The organism is Planktothrix tepida PCC 9214, assembly GCF_900009145.1.
Lineage (GTDB): Bacteria > Cyanobacteriota > Cyanobacteriia > Cyanobacteriales > Microcoleaceae > Planktothrix > Planktothrix tepida.
Genome location: NZ_LN889782.1, coordinates 27773 through 51629, shown reverse-complemented (window position 1 = coordinate 51629; position 23857 = coordinate 27773). Strand labels below are relative to the sequence as shown.

Here is a 23857-nt window from a genome sequence, read left to right as displayed (position 1 = left end):
TTCAGTTTATTACTCCTGAACACGCCCATATAGGGTTCAAAGGGAACAGGGAACAGGGAACAGGGAACAGGGAACAGGGAACAGGGAACAGGGAACACTTCGACACGCTCAGTGCTTCGCAGTAAGAAGTGAAAGGGTTTCAGTGTTTGACAGGTCTAAATCCAGCAAACTCATCCCCTATTCCCCTGTCCCCTGTCCCCTTGTCCCCCTGTCCCCCTGTCCCCTTGTCCCCCCATCCCCCTGTCCCCCCATCCTCCTGTCCCCTTGTCCCCCTGTCCCCTTGTCCCCTTGTCCCCCTGTCCCCTGTCCCCCTGTCCCCTTCTCTGCCATCCCGTGAACTGGGGCGGAAAAAGTTGATTTTGGGCCTTGCGAGCAACTAGATGTTTTTGGCTGTTGCTCTCGCAGCGTTTTTCTGGTAATCTCTATCTATAGATAGAGGCACGATTCGAGGAAAGTACCCTATATTGGTAAGCGTACTGGGTGCAATCCTTTATTCCCTCTGGTTAGTCTGGTGGAAACGGAGAGTCAAATCAATCGATTTATCGGTTGTGACTCTCTATTATTTTTTTGGGGCTTTTTTGAGTATACAATACCCACAGGGACAAATAAACCATTATTTTTTCATCCTTAATAGGCTCAACAATGGGAAACGAGAACAGGGTGCAGGAAGACCAAAACAACTTACAAGCTGAAGCAAACTCAGTCCAAAAAACGAACCCCTCAACGGCAAACTCAACAGAACAATGGTTCGTCGAACTGATTGCGGTAACAACAAAATTCTTTGAACAAACTACACTACAAACTCAACACTATTTAGCCAATGTAACAGCAAGTACCGGAGCCATTATAGATGCGATCGCTAAAAATCCAATTGTCAAGATTCTCAGCAATAATTTAGGAACAAGTTGGTTAGAAATTCTCCTCGGTGGCGTTAATATTGAACAGGTACAAAAAACCGTCCAAGATCTGCAAAAACAGTATCCTCAAGAAACTTCCAGCGAAATTGCTCACCGTTTAATGGTGCAGAAATCAATTCAAGCGGCGGGAATTGGGTTAGCAACAAATTTTTTACCTCCCCTGGCTGTAGCTTTATTTGCCATTGATTTAGTCACCACAACACGGCTACAAGCTGAAATGACCTATGAAATTGCAGCAGCCTATGGTTTAGATCTCAATGATCCCATCCGCCGAGGGGAAGTTTTAGCTATTTTTGGCTTATCCTTGGGGAGTTCTGTAGCGATCCAAACGGGTTTAGAATGGGTCGAAATTATTCCCGGTTTAGGGGCGGTTATTGGAGCTTCTTCTAATGCAATTTTGCTTTATGGTTTAGGTTATATTGCTTGTCGATTTTATGAAACCAAACTGCATCCTCAGACAACAGAATTAACGGTTCAGAGCTTTCAACAGGAAAGTCAAGATTATTGGAAATTTGCCAGTCATCAACAACAGGTAATGGATCAAATTTTAGCTCAGATGATTTTAGCGTCTTATCCCGATAAATCAAAGTCTGATCTGATTCCTGAATTAGAACAAGCTCATCTGAGTCCTGAAGCGATAAAAGCGATCTCGACTTATTTAGAAACACCGATTTCCTTAGAGAATTTATTAGAACAACTGCATCCTGATTTTGTCACGCCTCTATTAGTTCAATGTGAGCGAATTGCTCAAATAGACGGTGAAATGACCCCCGCAGAACAAGCTATTTTAGATGCGATCGCTAAAAAACGGAATCGCAATGGAAAACCTTAAGAATATTATTCCTCAAAAAACTCTAAATTCCACATCAAAAAGCCTATTTCAAGAGTGATATGTCCTCGGCTGGATGGCGAATTAAACTCCCCTTTATACAGTAAGGAAAGAAACAAATTTTGGCGGAGTTTAAAATCATGGCATTCAATCGTTTTTATACCCACAGTATTGCTGTTTTAGGTATTGCCAGCTTAGGCTTTTTAGCCCAGGTTCCCGCTAGAGCGCAGATGCAATCTCCTGACTCAGGAACACAGAATAGTCCCCAAATGCAGCAGAATATGGGGTCATCCCAGAATATTCTTTCTGTTGCTAATTCTAACGGTCAATATAATACTTTTATTCAAGCTGTTAGAGCAGCCGGACTAGAAAATATATTGACAGGTGACGGTTCCTATACTGTCTTTGCTCCAACAGATGAAGCCTTTGCATCACTACCGGCTGGAACCTTAGAAATGTTAATGCAGCCTGAAAATAAAGAAGTATTAAAACAGGTTTTATCTTATCATGTCATTGAAGGTGAAGTTCCTTCTAATCAAATGGCTGATGGAGGCATTGATAGTCTCGCAGGTGGACTTGCAGTTCGTGTAGCACCGGATCGGGTTATTGTTAATAATGCCAGCGTTGTTCAACCGGATATGGAAGCGACCAATGGTATAATTCATGGGATTAATCGGGTTTTAATGCCAACGAATCTTCAAAATAGTTTAAGTCAAAATTCTCAAAACCCCCAACAAATCAGTCAATTTGATAATAGCCAACCCTCGAATACCCAAGACTTAGATTCTCCTTCCGATGCGCGAGATGTTGATTCTCAATCTGAACGAGTTACTCCTCAACAACGCAATAACTCTTCAATGGATCGGATGAATACCAATGATCGGATGAATACTAATGATCGGATGAATACCAATGATCGCAATAGCACCAATCAAGAAATATTTGATGTAGACTCTCCCTCAGATTTGCGAGATGTTGATTCTCAATCTGAACGAGTTAATCCCCAACAACAACCTTGGCGCAATAATTCCATCAACCGTCCGATGAATTCTAATCCCTCTACGAATCAACGGAATGATTCTACCAACAGTCCGATGAATTCTAATCCCTCTTCCAATCAGATGAACCAACAAAACTCTGACGATAACTCAAGACCCGGTTTAATTGAACCCCATTCTCCTACAGATTCACAACCCGGTTTTCCTAGCCAAATGAATTAGGGTTAATCACTCCTTAAAGCCTATTGTTCCGTAAAATAAAAACCCAGTTTTAAATCCTGTAAACTGGGTTTTTTTGTATTTTATTCCCTATTTAGAAAAATTAGACAATCGGAAAATATCTGTCAAGATTTCCCGTTCCGATACAATTCGCTTAGAATTGGGGGAATCATAAACTACTAATAAACCGGGCTGTCCTAAACTATTAAACAGTTCTAAACCTTCGGCGTGATCACTATCAAGACAAAATGGCAGATCAAATAAAAACTCTAACGCTTCGGAATTAAAATAAGAGATCGTATTACTGGATTGAGCTAAAGCATTTTTCCAGCGATAGACTTTCATAATTCCATCTAAATCCATCGTTGGCCCTGCTAAAATAATTAAATCTTCACCCTGTACACATAACTCTCGAATTCCTAACCCTTTTAATTCTAAAAAGTGCTTACGATAGGGTTTGCCATTTTCCCCAATGTTCTTGAGGATTAAAACTCCGGGTTCTTTCTCTTCAACTTCTAATTCTAAAATAATGGCAAATCCTCTTAAAACAGGCCCTCGTAAACCTAGGAAAATTTTATTTTCATAAACAGCCAATCCTTCAATATCTAACCCATTTTCTTTAGACGGGAGAGGGGTTGATATAAATAGACCTAAATGTTCATCTGTTTTTAAAGCTTCGATCAGTTGATTTCCGTCTGGAGAAGTTTCAAGCACAGCGGCTCTGAACTCTTGATTGTTCGGTTCAGCAGTTGAAAACGATGGCAATAATTGTCCATTTTTAACCGGAATTCGAGCTAAAAGATAACGATTTTTTTCCGCTTTGATTTCGGTTAAACGTTTGATATCTGAATTTACATCTTTTCCCTTGGGCTTTTTGCGTTTCAGACTATGGGAACCCACCAACCAAAGATAGGAATCAAAATAATCTAAGCCTTCAATATCAATTTCTTCTTCTGGATTATTTAAAGGAATAAAATTGCTTAATTCAAAATGTTGATGATGACCATAAACATGAGATTCAATGGGAGAAAGTCGCTCAAGACCTGTTCCTTCATCGGCTCCTAACCATAAACTTCCATCGGGTGTTAAGGCAACGGCTGATAAATTCGTTAATAATACATCATCGGGAGCATCAAAACGGACAAGAAGACGACTGAGTAAAAAACCTTCTGACATCGCTTTACCCTTGAATTAACTTGATTAATCTCTAGTTTACTCAACGGAAGGAATCATGGCTAGAGTTTAGCTTCTCTCTGAAGCAAGATGTAAGTTATTCCTTTGGCTAGATGAGTTGTTTAACAGGCAATTGTTAAGATTAAAGTGTTAAATCAAAGCCTTAATAAAAAAGGACTTACGGGAGGAAAAATCATGGGTATTTTAGCTTGGATACTTTTAGGATTAATTGCAGGTGCTATTGCTAAAGCTATTTATCCTGGACATCAAGGCGGCGGTATTTTTGCCACCATTGGTTTAGGAATTTTAGGAGCTTTACTCGGTGGTTATTTAGGTCAAGTCTTCTTTGGAAGTGGGGGGGCTGCTGCTGCTTCAGCCGGAGCTTTAACCATTCCTAGTATTTTCTTTGCTGTATTAGGTGCTATCATCTTAATTTTCCTGTGGGGATTAATTACTCGGAGAACAGTTGCTTAAATGAAGCCTGTAAACTTCAAGCGTTGGAGTTCCATTAGTCTTTTCACAGTTAACAGCATCAAAGATCAAAGGAGTAGGATAACCCTACTCTATTTTTTTGAGAGGAGGGAACAAGGAATAGGGAAGAGAAATAAAAATACTTGACCGATTTATTGAAACCCTTTGCTTTTTTTAGTAGCCGTTTTACTTTTTGATTTAGATTTCTGAATTTGAGTTAAAGCTTCCTTAAATAAATCATCTAAATGGCGAGGAACACTGGCAATTTCCGGTAAATCAGGTTCAGAACGTTTATCATATTGTAATAAAATTTTATCTAAATCTTGTTCTAAGGAAAAATCCGGCTGGTCTAAAATCTGTTTTAAGATTTGTTCTAGGCCTAGAGAAGCTTCCTGTTTTAACTGTTGCCAAACATAATAGTTAAATTGAGGTTCTTTCAAATATTTTCGCACTTTAGTTTCTAACTGAGGAGTATTTTCAGGTGTAGGAACTTTTAAAAGCTCGATAAAAGCAGTATAGTTCGGTAAAAATAGTTGTCCCCAGCGAGGATGGGAAAATACGGTTACTTCTTCCGCTTTTTTAATCTCATCGGGTAACTCAACTTTAGGCATAACCATTAAGGTTTTAGACTCCAAAACTTTAGCAATTTCTTGCTCAGTTGCACCCGATTCTAGGGCGGCTGTTTTTAGGTCTTCAGCATCATTTCCTGCTTCTTCTGCTAATTCGCGTAACGATTTCGATTGATCAATTCCGGCTGCTGCTAACCGTTTTTGATTAAATTGTTCATAAAGTTCGTTCAGTTTTTTATTCAGTTGATAGCCGGATAAACTAATGCTATCTTGACCAAAAAAATTAATAAATTCATGATGATATTCAGCCACTGACTCCCAAGACTCTTCTAAGAGTTCCGGTGCATCACTATATAAAAATTCTTTGTAATTTTTCTTAAACTCACCAATCACAACGGCTAATTTAGGTTTACCCAATTTTCCTTTTAAAATTCCCGACCCTAAAAATATCCACTGATTTTCATTTAAAGGCGCAATTCGAGCTAAAATAATTTCACCCGGTTTTAAACGGCTGAGTTCAGGATCACCAGATACTTGATCCCAAACCACTGGATAACATTTAGCTGTTAACCAGTTCATTAACTTAAATTGTTCTCCGACACAATCTAAGACTTCAAATAAGCCGAGAAAACTCTTAGACCAACCGCTTAATAAGACTCGTTCTTCGGGAGTTAATTGAGGATGTTCGGCTAAAAAAATTTCTAAAGGGGTTTGTTGACCCACTTTCCCCTGCAAAACAAAGGTATCAATCATTAAATTTTGAGCTTTAATATCATGACGTTCTCGACCGGAGTGTTGAGCCGCATAAGTTTCTAAAGCGATCGCTAATTCTCCTTCTGCATCGTAGACAAAATCAACGATTTCTTCTTTTAATTTTTGAGCGTGTTGTAAGGAACGATTCATATAGCAATCCTATTTAAGTTGTATCCAAAATCTTGGTTCAAAAGGGAACAGGGAACAGGGAACAAAGATAATACTTCTGGCTGTTTCATGTCAGTTATAAATGATTACAACCTCCGTCTCGAAGGCGCGGATTGCTATAGCAATTTTAGGGGGATGTTGATTAGTCCTGTTCAGGGTGAGGAAATCTCACCCCTACTTTTGCTCACACGATTGTTAATCCCAACGGATAAGTCTCGTCCTTACACCTGTCACCTGTAAGATCATAATTCCTATCTTAAATCTAAACAATGAGATTGAGATGAAAACTTGAGTAGAATTTTATTATAAACTTTATTTCTTAATTTTAAGTCTTTCCCTAGGTAGATGATATTTCATTTTTTTTTATTAAACTTACGAATTTATTTTGTTTCATCCTTGGGGTAGATGATTTATCAACTGTTTTTCCTACACACTCAAGATTGTAGCTGAAGAGCTTAATGGGAGGGGTTGCTAAAACAACTTTCAGCCTAATATTTTGTTTAATAAAAATCATGAATCAACAAGGAAGCCATTATGGTTAAAACTTTAGAGCTAATCCATCTAACAACTGGATTGATTGCTCAATTTTCTACGAATAATACTAATGTCGATACCGTTGAAGAAGCTGCTTTAGTATTTAGTGGCCCTCAATTTTTTACGGCTTTAATCTCCGGGGTCGTCTTAGCTTTCGGTATCCAACTTTTATTAACAAACTTGGGAGTGGCTGCTGGAATTTCAAACCTAGGCAATTCTTCCAGTTCTGATTCCGATGATCATAAATCTTCCTCCCTAGGAGGAACGCTCAAAAAAGTAGGAAAAACCCTAGGAATTGCCACGGTTATTACTGTTACCTTGGCTTTATTTGTAGCGTCTTTATTAGCCGTTAAACTGAGTCTATTAACGTCGCCAACCTTGGGAGCAATTGTGGGTTTAGTCATTTGGGCTACCTATTTTTCCCTCTTAGTTTGGATGAGTTCGAGTACCGTTGGTTCGATGATTGGTTCTGCTTTTCAAACCACTTCATCGGGGATTCAAAGCTTATTTGGAATGGCAAGTGCAGCCTTTACAGGAGCAGCAGCTAGTAAGCAAGTTGTCGCCACCGCCGAAGCCGCAGCCAGTGCTGTGCGTCGGGAACTGACGGCTGGAATTGATCCGATTACCATGCGTGAACAAGTCGAAGAATATTTAGAAAAATTACGTCCCCCGCAATTAAATCTTCCCGAAATTCGTCGAGAGTTTGAAACTATTCTCAATGATCCGAATTTAAAAGAAATGGGAGGTCAAGCTTCTTTACCGAATTTTAATCGTCAAACTTTTATTGATTTAGCCAAAAGTCGCACGGATTTATCCCGTCGGGATGTGGAACGAATTGCCGATCAATTAGAAAGTGTTTGGCGTCAAACCGTTGGCAAAATGCCTCAACGTCAAGATATGATGGGAGAGTTCGTTAATTATCTTAAAACGGCGACTTCTCAGCAATTATTAGGAACAGATTTAAACAAAAAAATAGATGACTTAATTGCTCAACAAAAACAAAACAATCCCAATCAACCTGCAACTATTATGTCCCAAGGCTTAACGATGAGCCTGAATAGTTTAATTGGACTGGTACTCGGACGCAGTGATCTCTCGGATTTTGATGTCGAAAAAATCCTGAATCAGTTAAATCGTCTCAAAGGTCAAGTGGGTGAACAAACCCAGAAAATTGCTCATCAATTGACGGCTAAGGAGTCTTATAGCCCCATTAAAGCCGATGTTGAAAACTATCTCCTGAATACTTATTTTTGGGACATGAAACCCGAACAAGTTGAACAGGATTTTCGAGATGTGATTTATGATCCCAATGCCGATCCTGAATTAACAGCAGAACAATTACATCAATTAAAACGTGCTGATTTTGTAAATTTATTAAGGCAACGGGGCGTTTTTACCCAAGCTAGAATTCAAGAGTTAGCGAATTTATTGGAAACAATTCGTGTAGAGGTTTTACGAGTTACCGAAGAAGCGATTGAGCAGGAAATGCAATTAACAGTTTTAGGAGATGTGGAACATTATATTATCACCACCCCTGCTAATGAATTAACCTCTGAAAAAATTCTCTTGAATTTGAAACCCTTGTTGGAAGATAACCATGTCAGTTTTGAGCAGTTAAGTCAACGTTTAGCTCCTTTAACACAACGTTGGTTTGAACTTGTCCTACCAAAACGTGGGGATTTATCCTCCGACGATGTTTTAATTGTGGCGGCGAATTTAGATAGAGCAAAAGCATCTGTTTTGGAAGAATCAGAACATCGTCAAGCTCAAATTAAAGCTAATGTAACTCAACAATGGTTGCAAGTAAAATCTTATCTCAGGGATACCGGAAAAGCCGAATTAAACCCCGATGGGATTGAAACAAACTTGAGAACTTTATTTGAGCATCCTAAAGTCGGAATGGCAGCAATTCGGGAGCGTGTTTCTCAATTTGATCGAGATACTTTAGTGCAGTTACTCACCACTCGAAATGATTTAAGTGAAGCGGACGTTGAGCGAATTTTAGATCAAATTGAATCAACTTGGTTGCAAGTTCGTTATACCCCAGAACGCTTAATCGGAAAAGCTCAAAAGCAGTATGATCAGGCGATGAATACAATCGCTGATTATCTCCGAAATACAGGAAAAGAAGAATTAAATCCCGAAGGCATTCAACGAGATCTCAATTTATTATTAGAAGATCCTAAGCTGGGACTTCGAGCGATTCGCCGACGGCTTTCTAAAGTTGATCGAGATACATTAGTTCAGTTATTAAACCAACGTAATGATTTAAGCGAGGAACAAATTAATCAAACCATTGATAGTACCTTATCGACGTTACAAGGTATTGCTAAAACTCCCCAACGGTTAGCTCGGAGAACTCAACATAAAGTTCAGGATTTCCAAAGTGCTTTAGCCAATTATTTGCGCTCAACGGATCGAGAGGAATTAAATCCGGCGGGAATTCAACGAGATTTAAAATTACTCCTTCATGATCCACGGGTAGGTGTGGAAAGTTTACGAGAACGGTTATCTCATTTTGATCGGGAAACCTTAGTGGCTTTGCTGGTTCAACGAGAGGATATGACAGAAGCAGAAGCCAATCGAATTGCTGATCAAATTTTCCAAGTCCGGGAACAATTGTTGGAGCAAATTAGAAGTATTCAACAGCGAATTCAATCGGTTATAGATGGAATTTTAGATCGAATTCGTAACTATTTGAATAGTTTAGAACGACCGGAATTAAATTATGAGGGAATTCGGGATGATATTCGCACCTTATTTGATGATCCACAAGCGGGTTTTGAGGCATTACGGAGTCGTCTTTCCCAATTTGATCGTAATACGTTAGTCGCAATTCTCAGTTCACGCGAAGATATTTCCGAAGCGGATGCGAATCGAATTATTGATCAAATTGAACGGAGTCGTAACCGGGTTTTGCAACGGGCTGAACGTCTACAAATGGATGCTCAAATGCGTGTGGAACAAGTCAAACGAGAAGCCCAACATCAACTCGAAGAAACCCGAAAAGCCGCAGCCGCAGCCGCCTGGTGGTTATTTTTTACTGCTAGTCTTTCTGCGATCGCAGCCGCAGGTGCAGGGGCGTTAGCGGTTATTCGTTAACAGGCAAAATTCAAGATCATGTCTAGTAAATTGACCTAAATCTATTAAAAAAGCAATACTTTTTGATTGAATGAATTGAACTAGACATGATTTCTCATTAAACATTAAGGACTTAAAAACATGGCTAATTTAATTGAATTTTCTTTGTTTGCTCCTTATAATAAAGAAGCAGCACTAATCGGGAGTTTTTCTGACTGGAAAGATATTTCGATGGAAAAGGGTAAAGATGGTTATTTTCGGACGCAAGTAGAGTTAGAAGATGGAACGTATCAATATAAATTTCGAGTTCGTTCCAAAAGTTGGTTTGTAGAACCCGATGAATGGGTCGAAATTGTAGATCCCTACGCTACAGACATTGATGATCCGACTCAAAATGGCATTATTCGGATTAAAGAAGGGGAAAAAATTATTGATACTTATGTTTGGAAACATGATGACAAACCCTTACCCCCCGACCATGAATTAGTTATTTATGAAATGCACATTGGAGATTTTTCCGGGGGAGAAGATGACCCTTATGCACGGGGTAAATATCAGCACGTTATCGAAAAGTTAGATTATTTGTGTGATTTAGGGGTAAATGCCATTGAATTAATGCCTGTTAAAGAATATCCAGGCGATCATAGTTGGGGATATAATCCTCGTTATTTCTTTGCTACGGAGTCCAGTTATGGCACAACGGAACAATTAAAACATCTGATTGATGAATGTCATGGGCGAGGAATTCGAGTGTTAATGGATGGGGTTTATAACCATTCCGAATCTTCCTGTCCTTTAACTCAAATTGATCATGATTATTGGTATCATCATGATCCAAAAGATGCTGAATTTAACTGGGGGCCGGAATTTAATTATGAATTCTATGACGAAAATTTAGACACCTATCCGGCTCGAAAATTTATTGGGGATACGGTGAGATTTTGGATTCGAGAATATCATACTGATGGCATTCGTTATGATGCAGCCCGACAAATTGGTAACTATGATTTTATGGGTTGGATAGTCCAGGAAGCCAAACACGAAGCTGGGGTAAAACCCTTTTACAATGTTGCTGAATATGTGCCAGAAAGCCCCAGTATTACCAATGCTGATGGGCCGATGGATGGCTGTTGGCATGATAGTTTTTATCATATTCTAACGGATCATTTATGTGGAGATACCTTTGATTTAGAACAACTCAAAGACATTTTAGATGGCAAACGTCAAGGCTTTATGGGAGCTACAAATATGGTTAATTATTTGGGCAACCATGATCAAAATCGTTTAATGGTGGAGTTAGGAAATCGAGAGATTTTTGACGAATATGCCTTTAAACGAGTGAAATTAGGAGTAGCATTATTAATGACGGCTGTAGGCATTCCTCTAATTTGGATGGGGGAAGAATTTGGGGAATATAAACCAAAAACCATTGATTCGGCAAAAATTGATTGGACATTATTAGGACATGAGAGTAATCAAGGTTTATTTCAATATTACAAAGGCTTAATTTTTTTACGAAAATCGAATCATGCTTTGTATACTGAAAATATTGATTTTTTCCATGAAGATGCAGAGGCTAAAGTTTTTGCTTATACCCGATGGAATGATCAAGGATCTCGTGTTGTAGTTGTGGTTAATTTCTCTGATCAATATTTAGCAGGTTATCAAGTTCCCCATTTCCCTGCAAATGGCACTTGGCATGAGTGGACAAATAATTATGATATCGAGTCGGGGGATGACAACATTCTCATCGATTTACCCGAATATGAGGCGAAGGTTTTTGTCTGGAAAGAATAAATAATAAGGGCTATTTCTGGACTGTTGAAATAGGAGATGGGAGAAAATAACGTTCCCGTCTTCTATCTCTTTAGACATAAATTTTGATGAAAATAGAGAATTTATTTCGGATGAAAGAGTGTAGTTTAATTGAAGTGAAATACATTGATAAACATAAGAGTAGAGGTTTAGTTATGCAAACTGATAAACATCATTTTACTCCGGCTGAAATTCCAGCACAGAAACTGGACTATCCAGCTTCTCAAGAGGATATGATCCCCCAGCCTCAAACCGATTTATCTGAGTATAAACCCGCAGGTAAATTGCAAGGAAAAGTCGCTTTAATTACCGGAGGTGATTCGGGAATTGGTCGAGCTATTGCGATCGCTTATGCTATGGAAGGGGCTGATGTGGCAATTATTTATCACCACAATGAACAGGATGCAGAAGTCACCTGCCAAGAAGTACAAAAACAGGGTAGAAAATGTTTACAAATCAAAGCAGATGTGCGCGATTTTGCCTCCTGTGAACAAGCGGTACAAGAAACGGTTCAAAAGTTAGGAAAACTGAATATTTTAGTGAATAATGCGGCTTATCAAATGGCTCAGAGTAACCTTGAAGATCTGAGTTTAGAACAGTTTCGTGAAACGATGGAAACTAATGTTTTTGGATATTTCTATATGGTGAAAGCATCATTAAATCATCTCAAAGAAGCAGACACTATTATTAATACAGGCAGTATTTCAGGACAAATTGGTCGAGATATTCTGGTAGATTATGCAACCAGTAAGGGCGCAGTACACGCTTTTACGAAGTCTTTAGCAGCCAATTTAAGCAGTCGTAATATTCGAGTTAATGCTGTTGTTCCGGGTGCGGTCTGGACTCCAAGTATTCCCGCTAGTTTACCCATTGAAGAAGTGAGTGAATTTGATAAGACAAGCCTGATGCGACGTGCGGCTCAACCGGAAGAAATCGCTCCCGCTTATGTGTTTTTAGCGTCTTCTGATAGTAGTTTTATGACCGGAAGTTTAGTAGAAGTTACGGGAGGAAAATTAACTCATCGATAGCTAATTTCTAGTTTAAAACAGAAGGATACAAATTTTATAAGGATGGGTTTATTGAAATTGATTAAAAATCAACCCAATTTCGTTAAACCCGTCCTCTCTAAATCCTAAAACCTTTTTAATGCTTACTATTCCCTGTTCCCTACCACTATCATTAAAATTTATCCTGTAAAATGATAAGACTTCCGGTGTAACACGCCACCCAAATTTGATGGGTTTGGGGATCAAAAGTAATTCCAATGGGGTTTAAATCTACGGTAATATTGTCGATAAGTTCCATTGTTTCAGTGCGAACTTTACTCACCGTATTAGAATAGTAATTGACAATATATAAATACTGATTATCGGGCGATAATACCATACTGCGAGGTGCACTTCCGGTAAAGATTTTGCTAATTATTTCTCCAGTTTTTGTCTCAATTTTAGCAACATGATCATCCCCATTTAGGGTGACATAGAGATATTTTCCTGTACTATCTAACACTAAATGGCGGGGATATAACCCTACATCATATATCCAATTCACGGTATAATTTTCTAAATTAACAACGGCGATATCTGATGTTCCCATCACCGCAATATAAGCAATTTTTGAGCTTGGATCAATCGCAATTCCACGGGGAAATTGACCTAAAGGAATTCGTTTAATTTCTTGGTTAGATTGACTATCAATAATACTTAAATCTCCCGAACACCAATTACTAACTAAAACCCAACGATTATTCGGAGAAACCGCGACATATTTAGGGACAGAACCTACTTTAATTACATTTTTAATTTCTAAATTAGGGATATTAATTTGATAAATAAAACTAGAGTCAAATTGATCAGAAGGTTCACAGGTATCATAACCTGGATTCGTAAATTCCGAACCAAACATCTCATAATTACTAACATAAGCTGATTTTCCATCGGGGGAAAACGCTGCTTCTACCGGAGAACCTTTATATTGATTATCTTTAAAATTGGGATAGCCATAATCCCTTAATTTGACTTCATCCTTAATTTTTTTAATTAAATTAAACTCCCGATCATAAACATTAATCGAATGTTCATACATCATATTCTGGACAAAAAATAACCCATTTCCTGAATAAGCAACAGATTTGGGTGCTAAATCTCCTTTAATTCTTTTCTGAAGTTTCAATTCAGGATGGAGACGTTCATCTCTAGGGTTTAAATTTTCAACTTTATGATCTAAATAACGAGAAGATAAACTTTTGTTTTTTACCGTATTTATTAATAGAGAATTTGTGTTTTCATCTACTTTGCCATTTGCTTCAATTCCTTGATATTTTTGAAAGGTTTTAACGGCGTTTTCCGTTGCTTGATCATAATTTTCAGTAATCTTTCCTGACCAATATCCTGCTGCTTTTAAACGCTGTTGTAGATGACTAACTTCTGTTCCTTGACTTCCTTTTTTTAATAAAAAATCTGTTGAACTTGCTTGATTAAATGTAATCAGAGATAAGGTGAATAGCAGTAAAGAACCCGTTGCTAAAGCAAACTGATAGTTTTTTTTCCCATTTTGTTGAGAAACTGTGTGATGTAGAAGTTGTTCCTGATTTGAGAAAATGCTCCCCTCCACAGGTTGCTTTTGAACAGTATCCTGTTCTGAACTGATTCTTTTCGTCATGTTTCCTCACACCTAATGATCGAGATTTCGTCAGGAAATTTCCCCACTTCATCTTGTATCCCCTTTTTGGGGTTAGTTCAACAGTTTAACATTTCCTGACAATTTAGGTGAGGGGTAACATTCAAAAGTTTAGGATAATCTAAAAAATATTAGCAGGTGTGCGTGCGATCGCTGACACCCTATACTGTATCATTCAAATCGTTTAAATAAAATCTCCACTATCCAAATTCGTAGCTGCAATTTTTTGTAAAATTAGGAGATAGTTTCCATTAGACTTAAGTTGGATGACCGTATCTTGATTCCATTCATTTGTTCCTTGAGTAATTTTTAACTGTTCAAAAGTTAAACCAGACGGTAATTCAATTTTATCTTCCGTTGGTTTAAAATCAGTAATAATATCCACAAAATTGAGATTATCATTGCTGCTATCTTCGTCAATAACAAAAACATCATTTCCCGAAAAACCGGTTAAACTATCAATCCCTTTACCTCCATCTAAGCGATCATTTCCAAAGTCTCCCAACAGTTGATCATTCCCTTCTTCTCCTTCTAAACGGTCATCTCCTGACCCCCCAAATAGAATATCATCTCCAATTCCTCCAAAGATAAAATCATTTCCTTCACCCCCCAATAAAACATCATTTCCTTCGTCTCCAAATAAAATATCAATATTTTTTTGGCCTAAAATAACATCATTCCCCTCTTTTCCCGCTAAGTCATCATTTCCGCCTCGTCCATAGATAACATCATCTAAGGGTGAACCTTGCACTTGATCATCTCTACCACTGACTCCCACAGAATCGGGTTCTATTAAATTCAGAATATCCCCAATATTATCGTTATCATGAATAACAATTTCATTCCCTGTTGATAATCCTTGATAACGACTATCAGCACTGATGGCTTCATGGGTTATAATTCCTGTATGCTCACCTTCATTTAAGGTATCATCGATGGAATTAATCGTAACAAGTTGAGGAATATTCCAATTTTTAGGCGTAAAAAATAAGATAGATTGATCTGGGTTTACTTGTCCATTTGAAGAGAGATTAACTTCGACATTATCGGTAGGTTCACTGGCTAACACAACTTTATAATTAGCTGAACCAAGCCTTTCCCAAAGTTCAGTCTTTCTTAAAGGTTGAAGAATCTTAATTCCCGGTATATCTGGAGGTAAAGGATTATCATTTTCAGTAATATTAACGGTGAGAAATTGACTATTAACACCATTAATAATAATCGGAACTGCGTTTTGATAATTGTTATCGGAACTATTAACTGTATGAACTAGGGTACTCGTATGAATTTTATCTTCTATGTCTTCATCATTCACCGCACTGACCGTCACCTTTTGGGGTAAATTCCAGTTTTGTGAAGTGAAAGTGAGTTTGATTGGGTTATCTTCTCCGTTACCTAAGTTGGTTTGGCTATCGGGGGTAATGGTAACGGTGACATTAGCCGTCGGTTCACTATTGAGAACGAGGGTATAGGTATCTGTAAGTCCGTCTTCGCTGACATCGGTACTCTTATCGGTTTGGGTAATTTGGACAGAGGCGGAGTCATTATCCTTAACAATGGTGGAGACTTCAGTAGGTGCTACCTTAGCATACTCTGGATCGGTCGTGGTGATGCGATGACGAATTGTGGTAATCAACTCAGATTCCGTAATCTCATCATCAACGGCGGCGACTTCAATGGTTTGGGGAATTGTCCAATTATTACTATCAAAAGTAATGGATGAAATCGGTTGGAGTTGGTCTTGGGTTTCAATATTAATCGTAACTGGTGCGATAGGTTCTGCGGTTAAACTAATTTGGTAGGTACTGTTATTTCCTTCTTCTGTTACGACGAGTGTTTTGGGACTTATTTTTATCGCAGGAAGTGAATCATTATCGGTGATTTTAACGTTAATATTACTAATATTTAACCCATTATAGTTGAGATCTGAACTGGTTGCTGTGTGTGTAACTGTAGCGATACGATTTCCCTTAAATTCTTGATCATCAATGGCTTCTACTGTAATCGTTTGGGGTTGATTCCAATTTTCAGGATTAAAGGTGATTTCTGATAAAGGTTGAAGTTGCTCTCCTGAGTTAAATTTTAGGGTGACAGTTGAGGTGGGTTGTGTTGTTAATACAATATTATAGGTTTGGTTTTTCTCACCTTCTATAAGGTCTAAATTATTGGGATTAATTGAGACTCCAGCCGTATCATTATCAGTGATTTCAACTGTAATTGGATTGGTTTCTAACTCGTTATAGCTAGTATCGGAACTGGTAACGGTAGAAGTAATGGTTGCTTGATGCAGATTTTCAATTAAGTTATCATCGCTGGCTTGGACGGTAACGATTTGGGGTTGATTCCAGTTATTAGAATTAAAAGTAATTTCTGATAAAGGTTGCAGTTGCTCTCCTGAGTTAAATTTTAGGGTAACAGGTGAGGTGGGTTGTGTTGTTAATACTACTTGAAAAGTTCCTGGTACACCGCCTTCTGTAGCGGTAATCACTAAGGGAGAAATAGAAATTCCGGCGGAATCATTATCGGTAATATTAACATTGACATCGGGAACGGATACATTAGAATATTGTTCATCTGTCGTTTCAATACTATGACGAATTAAACTGAGGTGATTCCCTTCTAGTAAGTTATCATCTGTTGCGGTTATGGTAATGGTTTGGGGGATATTCCAGTTAGTTTTATTAAACGTTATAGGTTCGAGTGGATTAATTTGATTATCGGTATTAAATTTTAGGGTAACAGGTTCTGTGGGAATACTATTGAGAACAAGGGTATAATTTCCGGTGACTCCGCCTTCAGTTGCTGAAATTTGGGTAGGGTTAATAAGAATCGTGGGTTGCGCTTGTTGGTCGTTATCAATAATTTCTAAAGTGGCGGTGGTTTGGCTTCCAAGAAGGGTTCCCTCACTAGGGTTATTTAAAGTTAAGGTTAGGTTTTCTGAGTCTTCAATGAGGTTATCATCGGTAATCGGAATTAGAATTGTTTTTGAGGATTCATTCGCCACAAAATTAACGGAAATGGGTGTAGCAATAAAGTCTTCTCCAGCGACAGCAGTTCCCGTGTTAAGTTGTACTTCTAGGGAGGATGCTTGAGAGAGGTTTCCGGTACGATTTAAGGTAATTTGATTATTAATAATTGTGCTATCTTCATTCACTTGATAATTCCCTTGATAAAACTCAATTGTTTCCGGAGAATTATCATCATTTTGCAGCGTTAAGGTTGTGGTGGGTTGGGTTCCGGTTATACCGCCAGCACTAAAACTAGAGAGTTGCAAATTAATGGTTTCATCGGGTTCGGGGGTGGTATCGCCTAAGATTTCGACGGGTAAAAATGCTTGGGTTTGACCCGCAGCAAAGTTAACGGTTAAACTTTCAATTAAATAATCATTTTCTGGGGTAGCAGTTCCCCCTGTAATGCTGAGGGTAACGGTTTCTGCTTGATTAATATTCCCGCTACGGTTAATTTTAATTACTTCAGAAATAGTAGAACTATTCCCTTCCGGGACAGTATAACTAGCTGCACTAAAATTATAGGTTAAGGGGGTATCATTATCGAGATTTGTAACAGTAATATCATCGGGATTGAGATTATTATAATTAATATCATTACTCTGGATAGCTGCGGTAATAATCTGATAAATAATATCCCCATCAACTCCTAAGTCATCTATCCCGGTTAGGGTAAAAGTTTGAGGAAGATTCCAGTTACTCGAATTAAAGGTTAATAAAGAAGTTGATAGGGTTCCTTCCTTGGGGTTACTACTATTTAAATTTAGAATCACATCCGCAGTAGGTTGAGAATTCAACACCACATCAAAGGTAGCTATCCCTCCTGCTTCTGTTGTAGTTAAACCACTAATCGGATTAATATTAATCCCAATACTATCGTTATCTTGGTTAATGAAATTGAGGGTGTCGGGGGGTAAATTAATATATTGGCGATCGCTACTGGGGTCAATACTGCTAATAATAGAATAGTTAATATCTCCATCTTGAATATTATCATCGACTCCGGTAACGGTAACGAGTTGAGGGGTACTCCAATTTTGGGAATTAAAGGTCACGCTGGGGGTTGATAAACTTCCTTCTTGGGGGTTACTGTTGCTGAGAGTAATCAGAACGTCTGATGTGGGTTGGGAATTTAAGACGATGCTGAAATTTCCGGTGTCTCCGGCTTCTGATGTTAGGGTATCTGATGTGGTGAGATTAATCCCAATACTATCGTTATCTTGGTTAATGAAATCTAAGGTATCGGGAGGTAAAGTTGTATATTTGCTATCACTACTGAGGTCAATNGTGTTAAAGGTGTTTTTATCTAAAACAATTTGATCAGTTTGGGAGATATTAAAATCCGTAATTGTATCAATACCCACCCCAGAACTTGAAAAAGCAATATTAGTATCATAAACAAATTGATCAGCACCCGTACCTCCTGTCAGAGTATCATTTCCACCCCCACCATTAAGAGTATCATTTCCCTCCTGACCCTGAAGGGTATTACTAATCGCATTTCCTGTAATTGTATTTCCTAAAGTATTTCCTGTTCCATTTGTAGCTGTTTCAACTAAGATTAGGGTTTCGACTTGTGCGGGTAAAGTATAATTGACCAAAGATTGAACGATATCCGTGCCTTCACCTGCTAATTCTGTCACAATATCCCCTGCGTTATCGATAATATAAGTATCGTTTCCGGCTTTCCCTTGCAGTTGGTCGGCTCCGCTACTTCCTTTGAGGATATTATTAGCACTATTACCGATAATCGTATTCGGTAAAGTATTTCCTGTGCCATTAATTGTTGCTGTTCCAGTTAAGGTGAGATTTTCTACATTGGCAGGTAAAATATAAGTAGCAGAAGATTGAACAATATCCGTTCCTTCATTTGCTAATTCTGTTACAGTATCCCCAGTATTATTAATAATGTATGTATCATTTCCTGCCTGGCCATTGAGAATGTTATTAACACTATTACCTGTAATAATATTATCTAAATTATTTCCTGTGCCATTAATGGCTGATGTGCCTGTTAAGGTGAGATTTTCCACATTTGTCGGTAAAGTGTAAGTAATCGAAGATTGAACTAAATCCGTTCCTTCTGAAGCTAATTCTGTTACAATATCTCCAATATTATCAACAATGTATGTATCATTTCCTGCCTTTCCTTGGAGTGGGTCGGCTCCGCTACTGCCATTGAGAATATTATTAGCGGTATTTCCGATAATACTATTCACTAAACTATTCCCTGTACCGTTAATGGCTGCTGTTCCTGTTAAGGTGAGGTTTTCTACGTTATCGGGTAAAGTATAAGTAATCGAAGATTGAACTAAATCCGTTCCTTCACCTGCTAATTCTGTTACAATATCCCCAGGATTATCGACAATGTATGTATCATTTCCTGCATTCCCATCGAGAATATTATTAACACTATTTCCTGTAATAATATTAGCTAAATTATTGCCTGTACCGTTAATCGCAGCACTTCCTGTTAAGGTTAAGTTTTCTACATTTGTCGGTAAAGTATAGCTAACAGAAGATTGAACTAAGTCGTCTCCTTCACCTGCTAATTCTGTCACAGTATCCCCAGTATTATCGACAATATATGTATCGTTTCCTGCTTTCCCTTCCAGTAGGTCGGCTCCACTACTGCCATTGAGAATATTATTAATACTATTGCCTATAATGTTATTCACTAAACTATTCCCTGTACCGTTCGCAGCACTTCCTGTTAAGGTGAGGTTTTCCACGTTGTCAGGTAAGGTATAAGTCACAGAAGATTGAACTAAATCTGTTCCTTCACCCGCTAATTCTGTTACAATATCCCCAGTATTATCGACAATGTATGTATCGTTTCCTGCTTTCCCTTGAAATGAGTCGGCTCCGGTATTTCCATTGAGAATATTATTAGCGGTATTTCCGATAATACTATTCGCTAAACTATTCCCTGTTCCATTAATTGCAGCACTTCCTGTTAAGGTGAGGTTTTCTACATTGGCGGGTAAAGTATAGGTAATCGAAGATTGAACTAAATCTGTTCCTTCTCCTGTTAATTCTGTTACAATATCTCCAATATTATCGACAATGTATGTATCGTTTCCTGCTTTCCCTTGCAGTGGGTCGGCTCCGGTATTTCCATTGAGAATATTATTAGCGGTATTTCCGATAATACTATTCGCTAAACTATTTCCTGTTCCGTTAATGGCTGCTGTGCCTGTTAAGGTGAGGTTTTCTACGTTGGCGGGTAAAGTATAGGTAACAGAAGATTGAACAATATCAGTGCCTTCTGAAGCTAATTCTGTGACAGTATCCCCAATATTATCGACAATATAAGTATCATTTCCTGCCTTTCCTTGCAGTGGGTCGGCTCCGGTATTTCCATTGAGAATATTATTAGCAGTATTTCCGATAATAATATTATTTAAACTATTCCCTGTACCGTTAAGGGCTGCTGTTCCTGTTAAGGTGAGGTTTTCTACTTCCGCAGGTAAGGTATAAGTCACAGAAGATTGAACTAAATCTGTTCCTTCTGAAGCTAATTCTGTAACAGTATCCCCAGGGTTATCGACAATATAAGTATCGTTTCCGGCTTTCCCATCGAGAATATTATTAGCAATATTTCCGGTAATAATATTATTTAAACCATTTCCTATGCCATTAACAGATGCTGTTCCTGTTAAGGTGAGATTCTCTACGTTGGTGGGTAAAGTATAAGTCACAGAAGATTTAACTAAATCCGTTCCTTCGGAAGCTGATTCTGTGACAATATCCCCAATATTATCGACAATATAAGTATCGTTTCCAGCCTTTCCTTGGAGGGGGTCTGCGCCGCTACTACCATCAAGAATATTATTAGCACTATTTCCGATAATACTATTATTTAAACTATTTCCTATTCCATTAAGCGCTGCTGTGCCTGTTAAGGTGAGGTTTTCTACTTCCGTAGGTAAAGTATAGGTAACAGAAGATTGAACTAAATCTGTTCCTTCTCCCGTTGATTCTGTGACAATATCTCCAATATTATCGACAATGTATATATCGTTTCCTGCTTTCCCTTGCAGTGCGTCGGCTCCGGTATTTCCATTGAGAATATTATTAGCACTATTTCCGATAATACTATTATTTAAACTATTACCTGTACCATTCAGGGCTGCTGTTCCTGTTAAGGTGAGGTTTTCTACGTTATCGGGTAAGGTATAGGTAACAGAAGATTTAACTAAATCTGTGCCTTCTGCCACTAATTCTGTTACAATATCCCCAGGATTATCGACAATGTATGTATCATTTCCTGTCTCCCCATAAAGGAGATTATTAGCAGTATTTCCGGTAATAATATTATTTAAACTATTACCTGTACCATTCAGGGCTGCTGTTCCTGTTAAGGTGAGGTTTTCTACATGATCGGGTAAGGTATAGGTAATTGAAGATTGTACTAAATCTGTTCCTTCTCCTGCTAATTCTGTTACAATATCATCAGGATTATCGATAATGTATGTATCGTTTCCTGTCTTGCCTTGGAGTGGGTCGGCTCCGCTACCGCCATCGAGAATATTATTACCGCTATTTCCGATAATACTATTGGCTAAACTATTTCCTATCCCATTAATGGCTGCTGTTCCTGTTAAGGTAAGGTTTTCTACGTTATCAGGTAAGGTATAGGTAATCGAAGATTGTACTAAGTCGTTTCCTTCTCCCGCTAATTCTGTGACAATATCTCCAGTATTATCGACATTATAAGTATCGTCTCCCGTCTGACCTTGGAGTAGGTCGGCTCCGCTACTGCCATCGAGAATATTATTAGCAGGATTTCCGATAATACTATTGGCTAAACTATTTCCTGTACCATTAAGTGCTGCTGTTCCTGTTAAGGTGAGGTTTTCTACGTTATCCGATAAGGTGTAAGTCGTAGAAGATTTAACTAAATCCGTTCCTTCACTCGCTAATTCGGTAATAATATCATCAGAATTATCGACAATATATGTATCGTTTCCGGCTTTCCCTTGCAATGAGTCGGCTCCGCTACTGCCATTGAGAATATTATTAGCAGTATTTCCGATAATACTATTCCCTAAACTATTACCCGTACCATTAAGCACTGCTGTTCCTGTTAAGGTGAGGTTTTCGACGTGATCGGGTAAGGTATAGGTAATCGAAGATTGCACTAAGTCGATTCCTTCACCTGCTAATTCTGTGACAATATCCCCAGGATTATCGACAATGTATGTATCGTTTCCTGTCTTCCCTTGGAGTGGGTCGGCTCCGCTACCGCCATCGAGGATATTATTAGCAATATTTCCGATAATAATATTATTTAAACTATTACCTGTACCATCAATGGCGGCTGTGCCTGTTAAGGTGAGGTTTTCTACGTTGGCTGGTAAAGTATAGGTAACAGAAGATTGCACTAAGTCGATTCCTTCTCCCGCTAATTCTGTTACAATATCCCCAGTATTATCAACATCATAAGTATCGTTTCCTGTCTGACCTTGGAGTTGGTCGGCTCCGCTACTGCCATCGAGAGTATTATTAGCGGTATTTCCGATAATACTATTCGCTAAACTATTTCCTGTACCGTTAATTGTACCACTTCCTGTTAAGGTCAGGTTTTCCACGTTATCGGATAAGGTATAAGTCACAGAAGATTGAACTAAATCTGTTCCTTCTGAAGCTGATTCTGTAATAATATCATCAGAATTATCGACAATGTATGTATCGTTTCCTGCCTTGCCTTGGAGTTGATCGACTCCGCTACTCCCATCGAGAATATTATTAGCACTATTTCCGATAATACTATTCGCTAAACTATTTCCTGTACCATTAAGCTCTGCTGTTCCTGTTAAGGTGAGGTTTTCTACATGATCAGGTAAGGTATAAGTCACAGAAGATTGAACTAAATCCGTTCCTTCTCCTGCTGATTCTATAACAATATCATCAGAAGTATCCACAACATAAGTGTCATTTCCTGCTTTCCCATCGAGAATATTATTAGCAATATTGCCTGTAATAATATTAGGTAAATTATTTCCTATACCATTAATAGCTGCTGTTCCTGTCAAGGTGAGATTCTCTACATTGGCGGGTAAAGTAGAGGTAACAGAAGATTGAACTAAATCCGTTCCTTCTCCCGCTAATTCTGTGACAATATCCCCAGAATTATCAACAATGTATGTATCGTTTCCTAGCTGCCCTTGCAGTAGGTCGGCTCCGCTACTACCATCGAGAAGATTATTAGCGGTATTTCCGATAATACTATTAGCTAAACTATTTCCTGTACCATCAATGGTGGCTGTTCCTGTTAAGGTGAGGTTTTCTACTTCTGTAGGTAACGTATAGGTAATCGAAGATTGAACTACATCTGTCCCTTCACCTGCTAATTCTGTGACAATATCCCCAGGATTATCGACATTATAAGTATCGTTTCCTGCCTGACCTTGGAGTAGGTCGGCTCCGCTACTTCCATCGAGAATATTATTAGCAATATTCCCGATAATACTATTATCTAAACTATTACCTGTACCGTTAAGGGTTGCTGTTCCGGTTAAGGTGAGATTTTCTACTTCCGTAGGTAAAGTATAGCTAATAGAAGATTGAACTAAGTCGATTCCTTCACCTGCTAATTCTGTTACAATATCCCCAGGATTATCGATATTATAANGGTCAT

10 protein-coding genes are annotated in these 23857 nt (G+C 38.4%); 6 read left to right on the top strand and 4 right to left on the bottom strand.

Annotated features, from left to right (window positions below):
* The first annotated feature begins 642 nt into the window (after nt 1–642).
* Together PL9214_RS03365 and PL9214_RS03360 are read left to right on the top strand one after the other, a co-directional pair.
* On the top strand, nt 643–1749 hold the full coding sequence (locus PL9214_RS03365) for a TerB family tellurite resistance protein (RefSeq protein ID WP_072717431.1): 1107 nt from the start codon (nt 643–645) through the stop codon (nt 1747–1749).
* A gap of 137 nt (nt 1750–1886) precedes the next feature.
* A complete protein-coding gene (locus tag PL9214_RS03360; RefSeq protein WP_072717430.1) occupies nt 1887–2966 on the top strand; it encodes a fasciclin domain-containing protein in 1080 nt (359 codons plus the stop codon).
* 87 nt (nt 2967–3053) lie between these two features.
* Here the strand turns inward: PL9214_RS03360 and PL9214_RS03355 are convergent, their stop codons facing one another.
* On the bottom strand, nt 3054–4139 hold the full coding sequence (locus PL9214_RS03355; RefSeq protein ID WP_072717429.1) for a DUF3616 domain-containing protein: 1086 nt from the start codon (nt 4137–4139) through the stop codon (nt 3054–3056).
* Nucleotides 4140–4331: 192 nt separating this feature from the next.
* Between PL9214_RS03355 and PL9214_RS03350 the strand changes: the two genes are divergently transcribed.
* Complete coding sequence (locus PL9214_RS03350; RefSeq protein ID WP_072718633.1) at nt 4332–4610, top strand: GlsB/YeaQ/YmgE family stress response membrane protein; 279 nt, start codon at nt 4332–4334, stop codon at nt 4608–4610.
* Between the two features lie 149 nt (nt 4611–4759).
* Here the strand turns inward: PL9214_RS03350 and PL9214_RS03345 are convergent, their stop codons facing one another.
* The gene (locus PL9214_RS03345; protein WP_072717428.1) at nt 4760–6079 is read right to left on the bottom strand and encodes a hypothetical protein; all 1320 of its coding nucleotides are present in this window, start codon (nt 6077–6079) and stop codon (nt 4760–4762) included.
* 552 nt (nt 6080–6631) lie between these two features.
* On the opposite strand from PL9214_RS03345, the gene PL9214_RS03340 reads away from it, so the two are divergent.
* The 3 genes from PL9214_RS03340 to PL9214_RS03330 all read left to right on the top strand — a co-directional run bounded on the left by PL9214_RS03340 (nt 6632) and on the right by PL9214_RS03330 (nt 12555).
* Nucleotides 6632–9733, top strand: coding sequence for a coiled-coil domain-containing protein (locus PL9214_RS03340; RefSeq protein ID WP_072717427.1), 3102 nt, complete (start codon nt 6632–6634; stop codon nt 9731–9733).
* Nucleotides 9734–9853: 120 nt separating this feature from the next.
* On the top strand, nt 9854–11509 hold the full coding sequence (locus PL9214_RS03335; RefSeq protein ID WP_072717426.1) for an alpha-amylase family glycosyl hydrolase: 1656 nt from the start codon (nt 9854–9856) through the stop codon (nt 11507–11509).
* A 173-nt stretch (nt 11510–11682) separates the two neighbouring features.
* Nucleotides 11683–12555, top strand: coding sequence for an SDR family oxidoreductase (locus PL9214_RS03330; protein ID WP_072718632.1), 873 nt, complete (start codon nt 11683–11685; stop codon nt 12553–12555).
* A 151-nt stretch (nt 12556–12706) separates the two neighbouring features.
* On the opposite strand, the gene PL9214_RS03325 is transcribed toward PL9214_RS03330, so the two are convergent.
* Both PL9214_RS03325 and PL9214_RS03320 read right to left on the bottom strand, forming a co-directional pair.
* Entirely contained in the window at nt 12707–14188 is a 1482-nt protein-coding gene (locus PL9214_RS03325; RefSeq protein WP_072717425.1) for a peptidoglycan-binding protein, read from the bottom strand.
* Between the two features lie 202 nt (nt 14189–14390).
* On the bottom strand, nt 14391–23777 hold the full coding sequence (locus PL9214_RS03320) for a Calx-beta domain-containing protein (protein ID WP_439331530.1): 9387 nt from the start codon (nt 23775–23777) through the stop codon (nt 14391–14393).
* Nucleotides 23778–23857 lie beyond the last annotated feature (80 nt).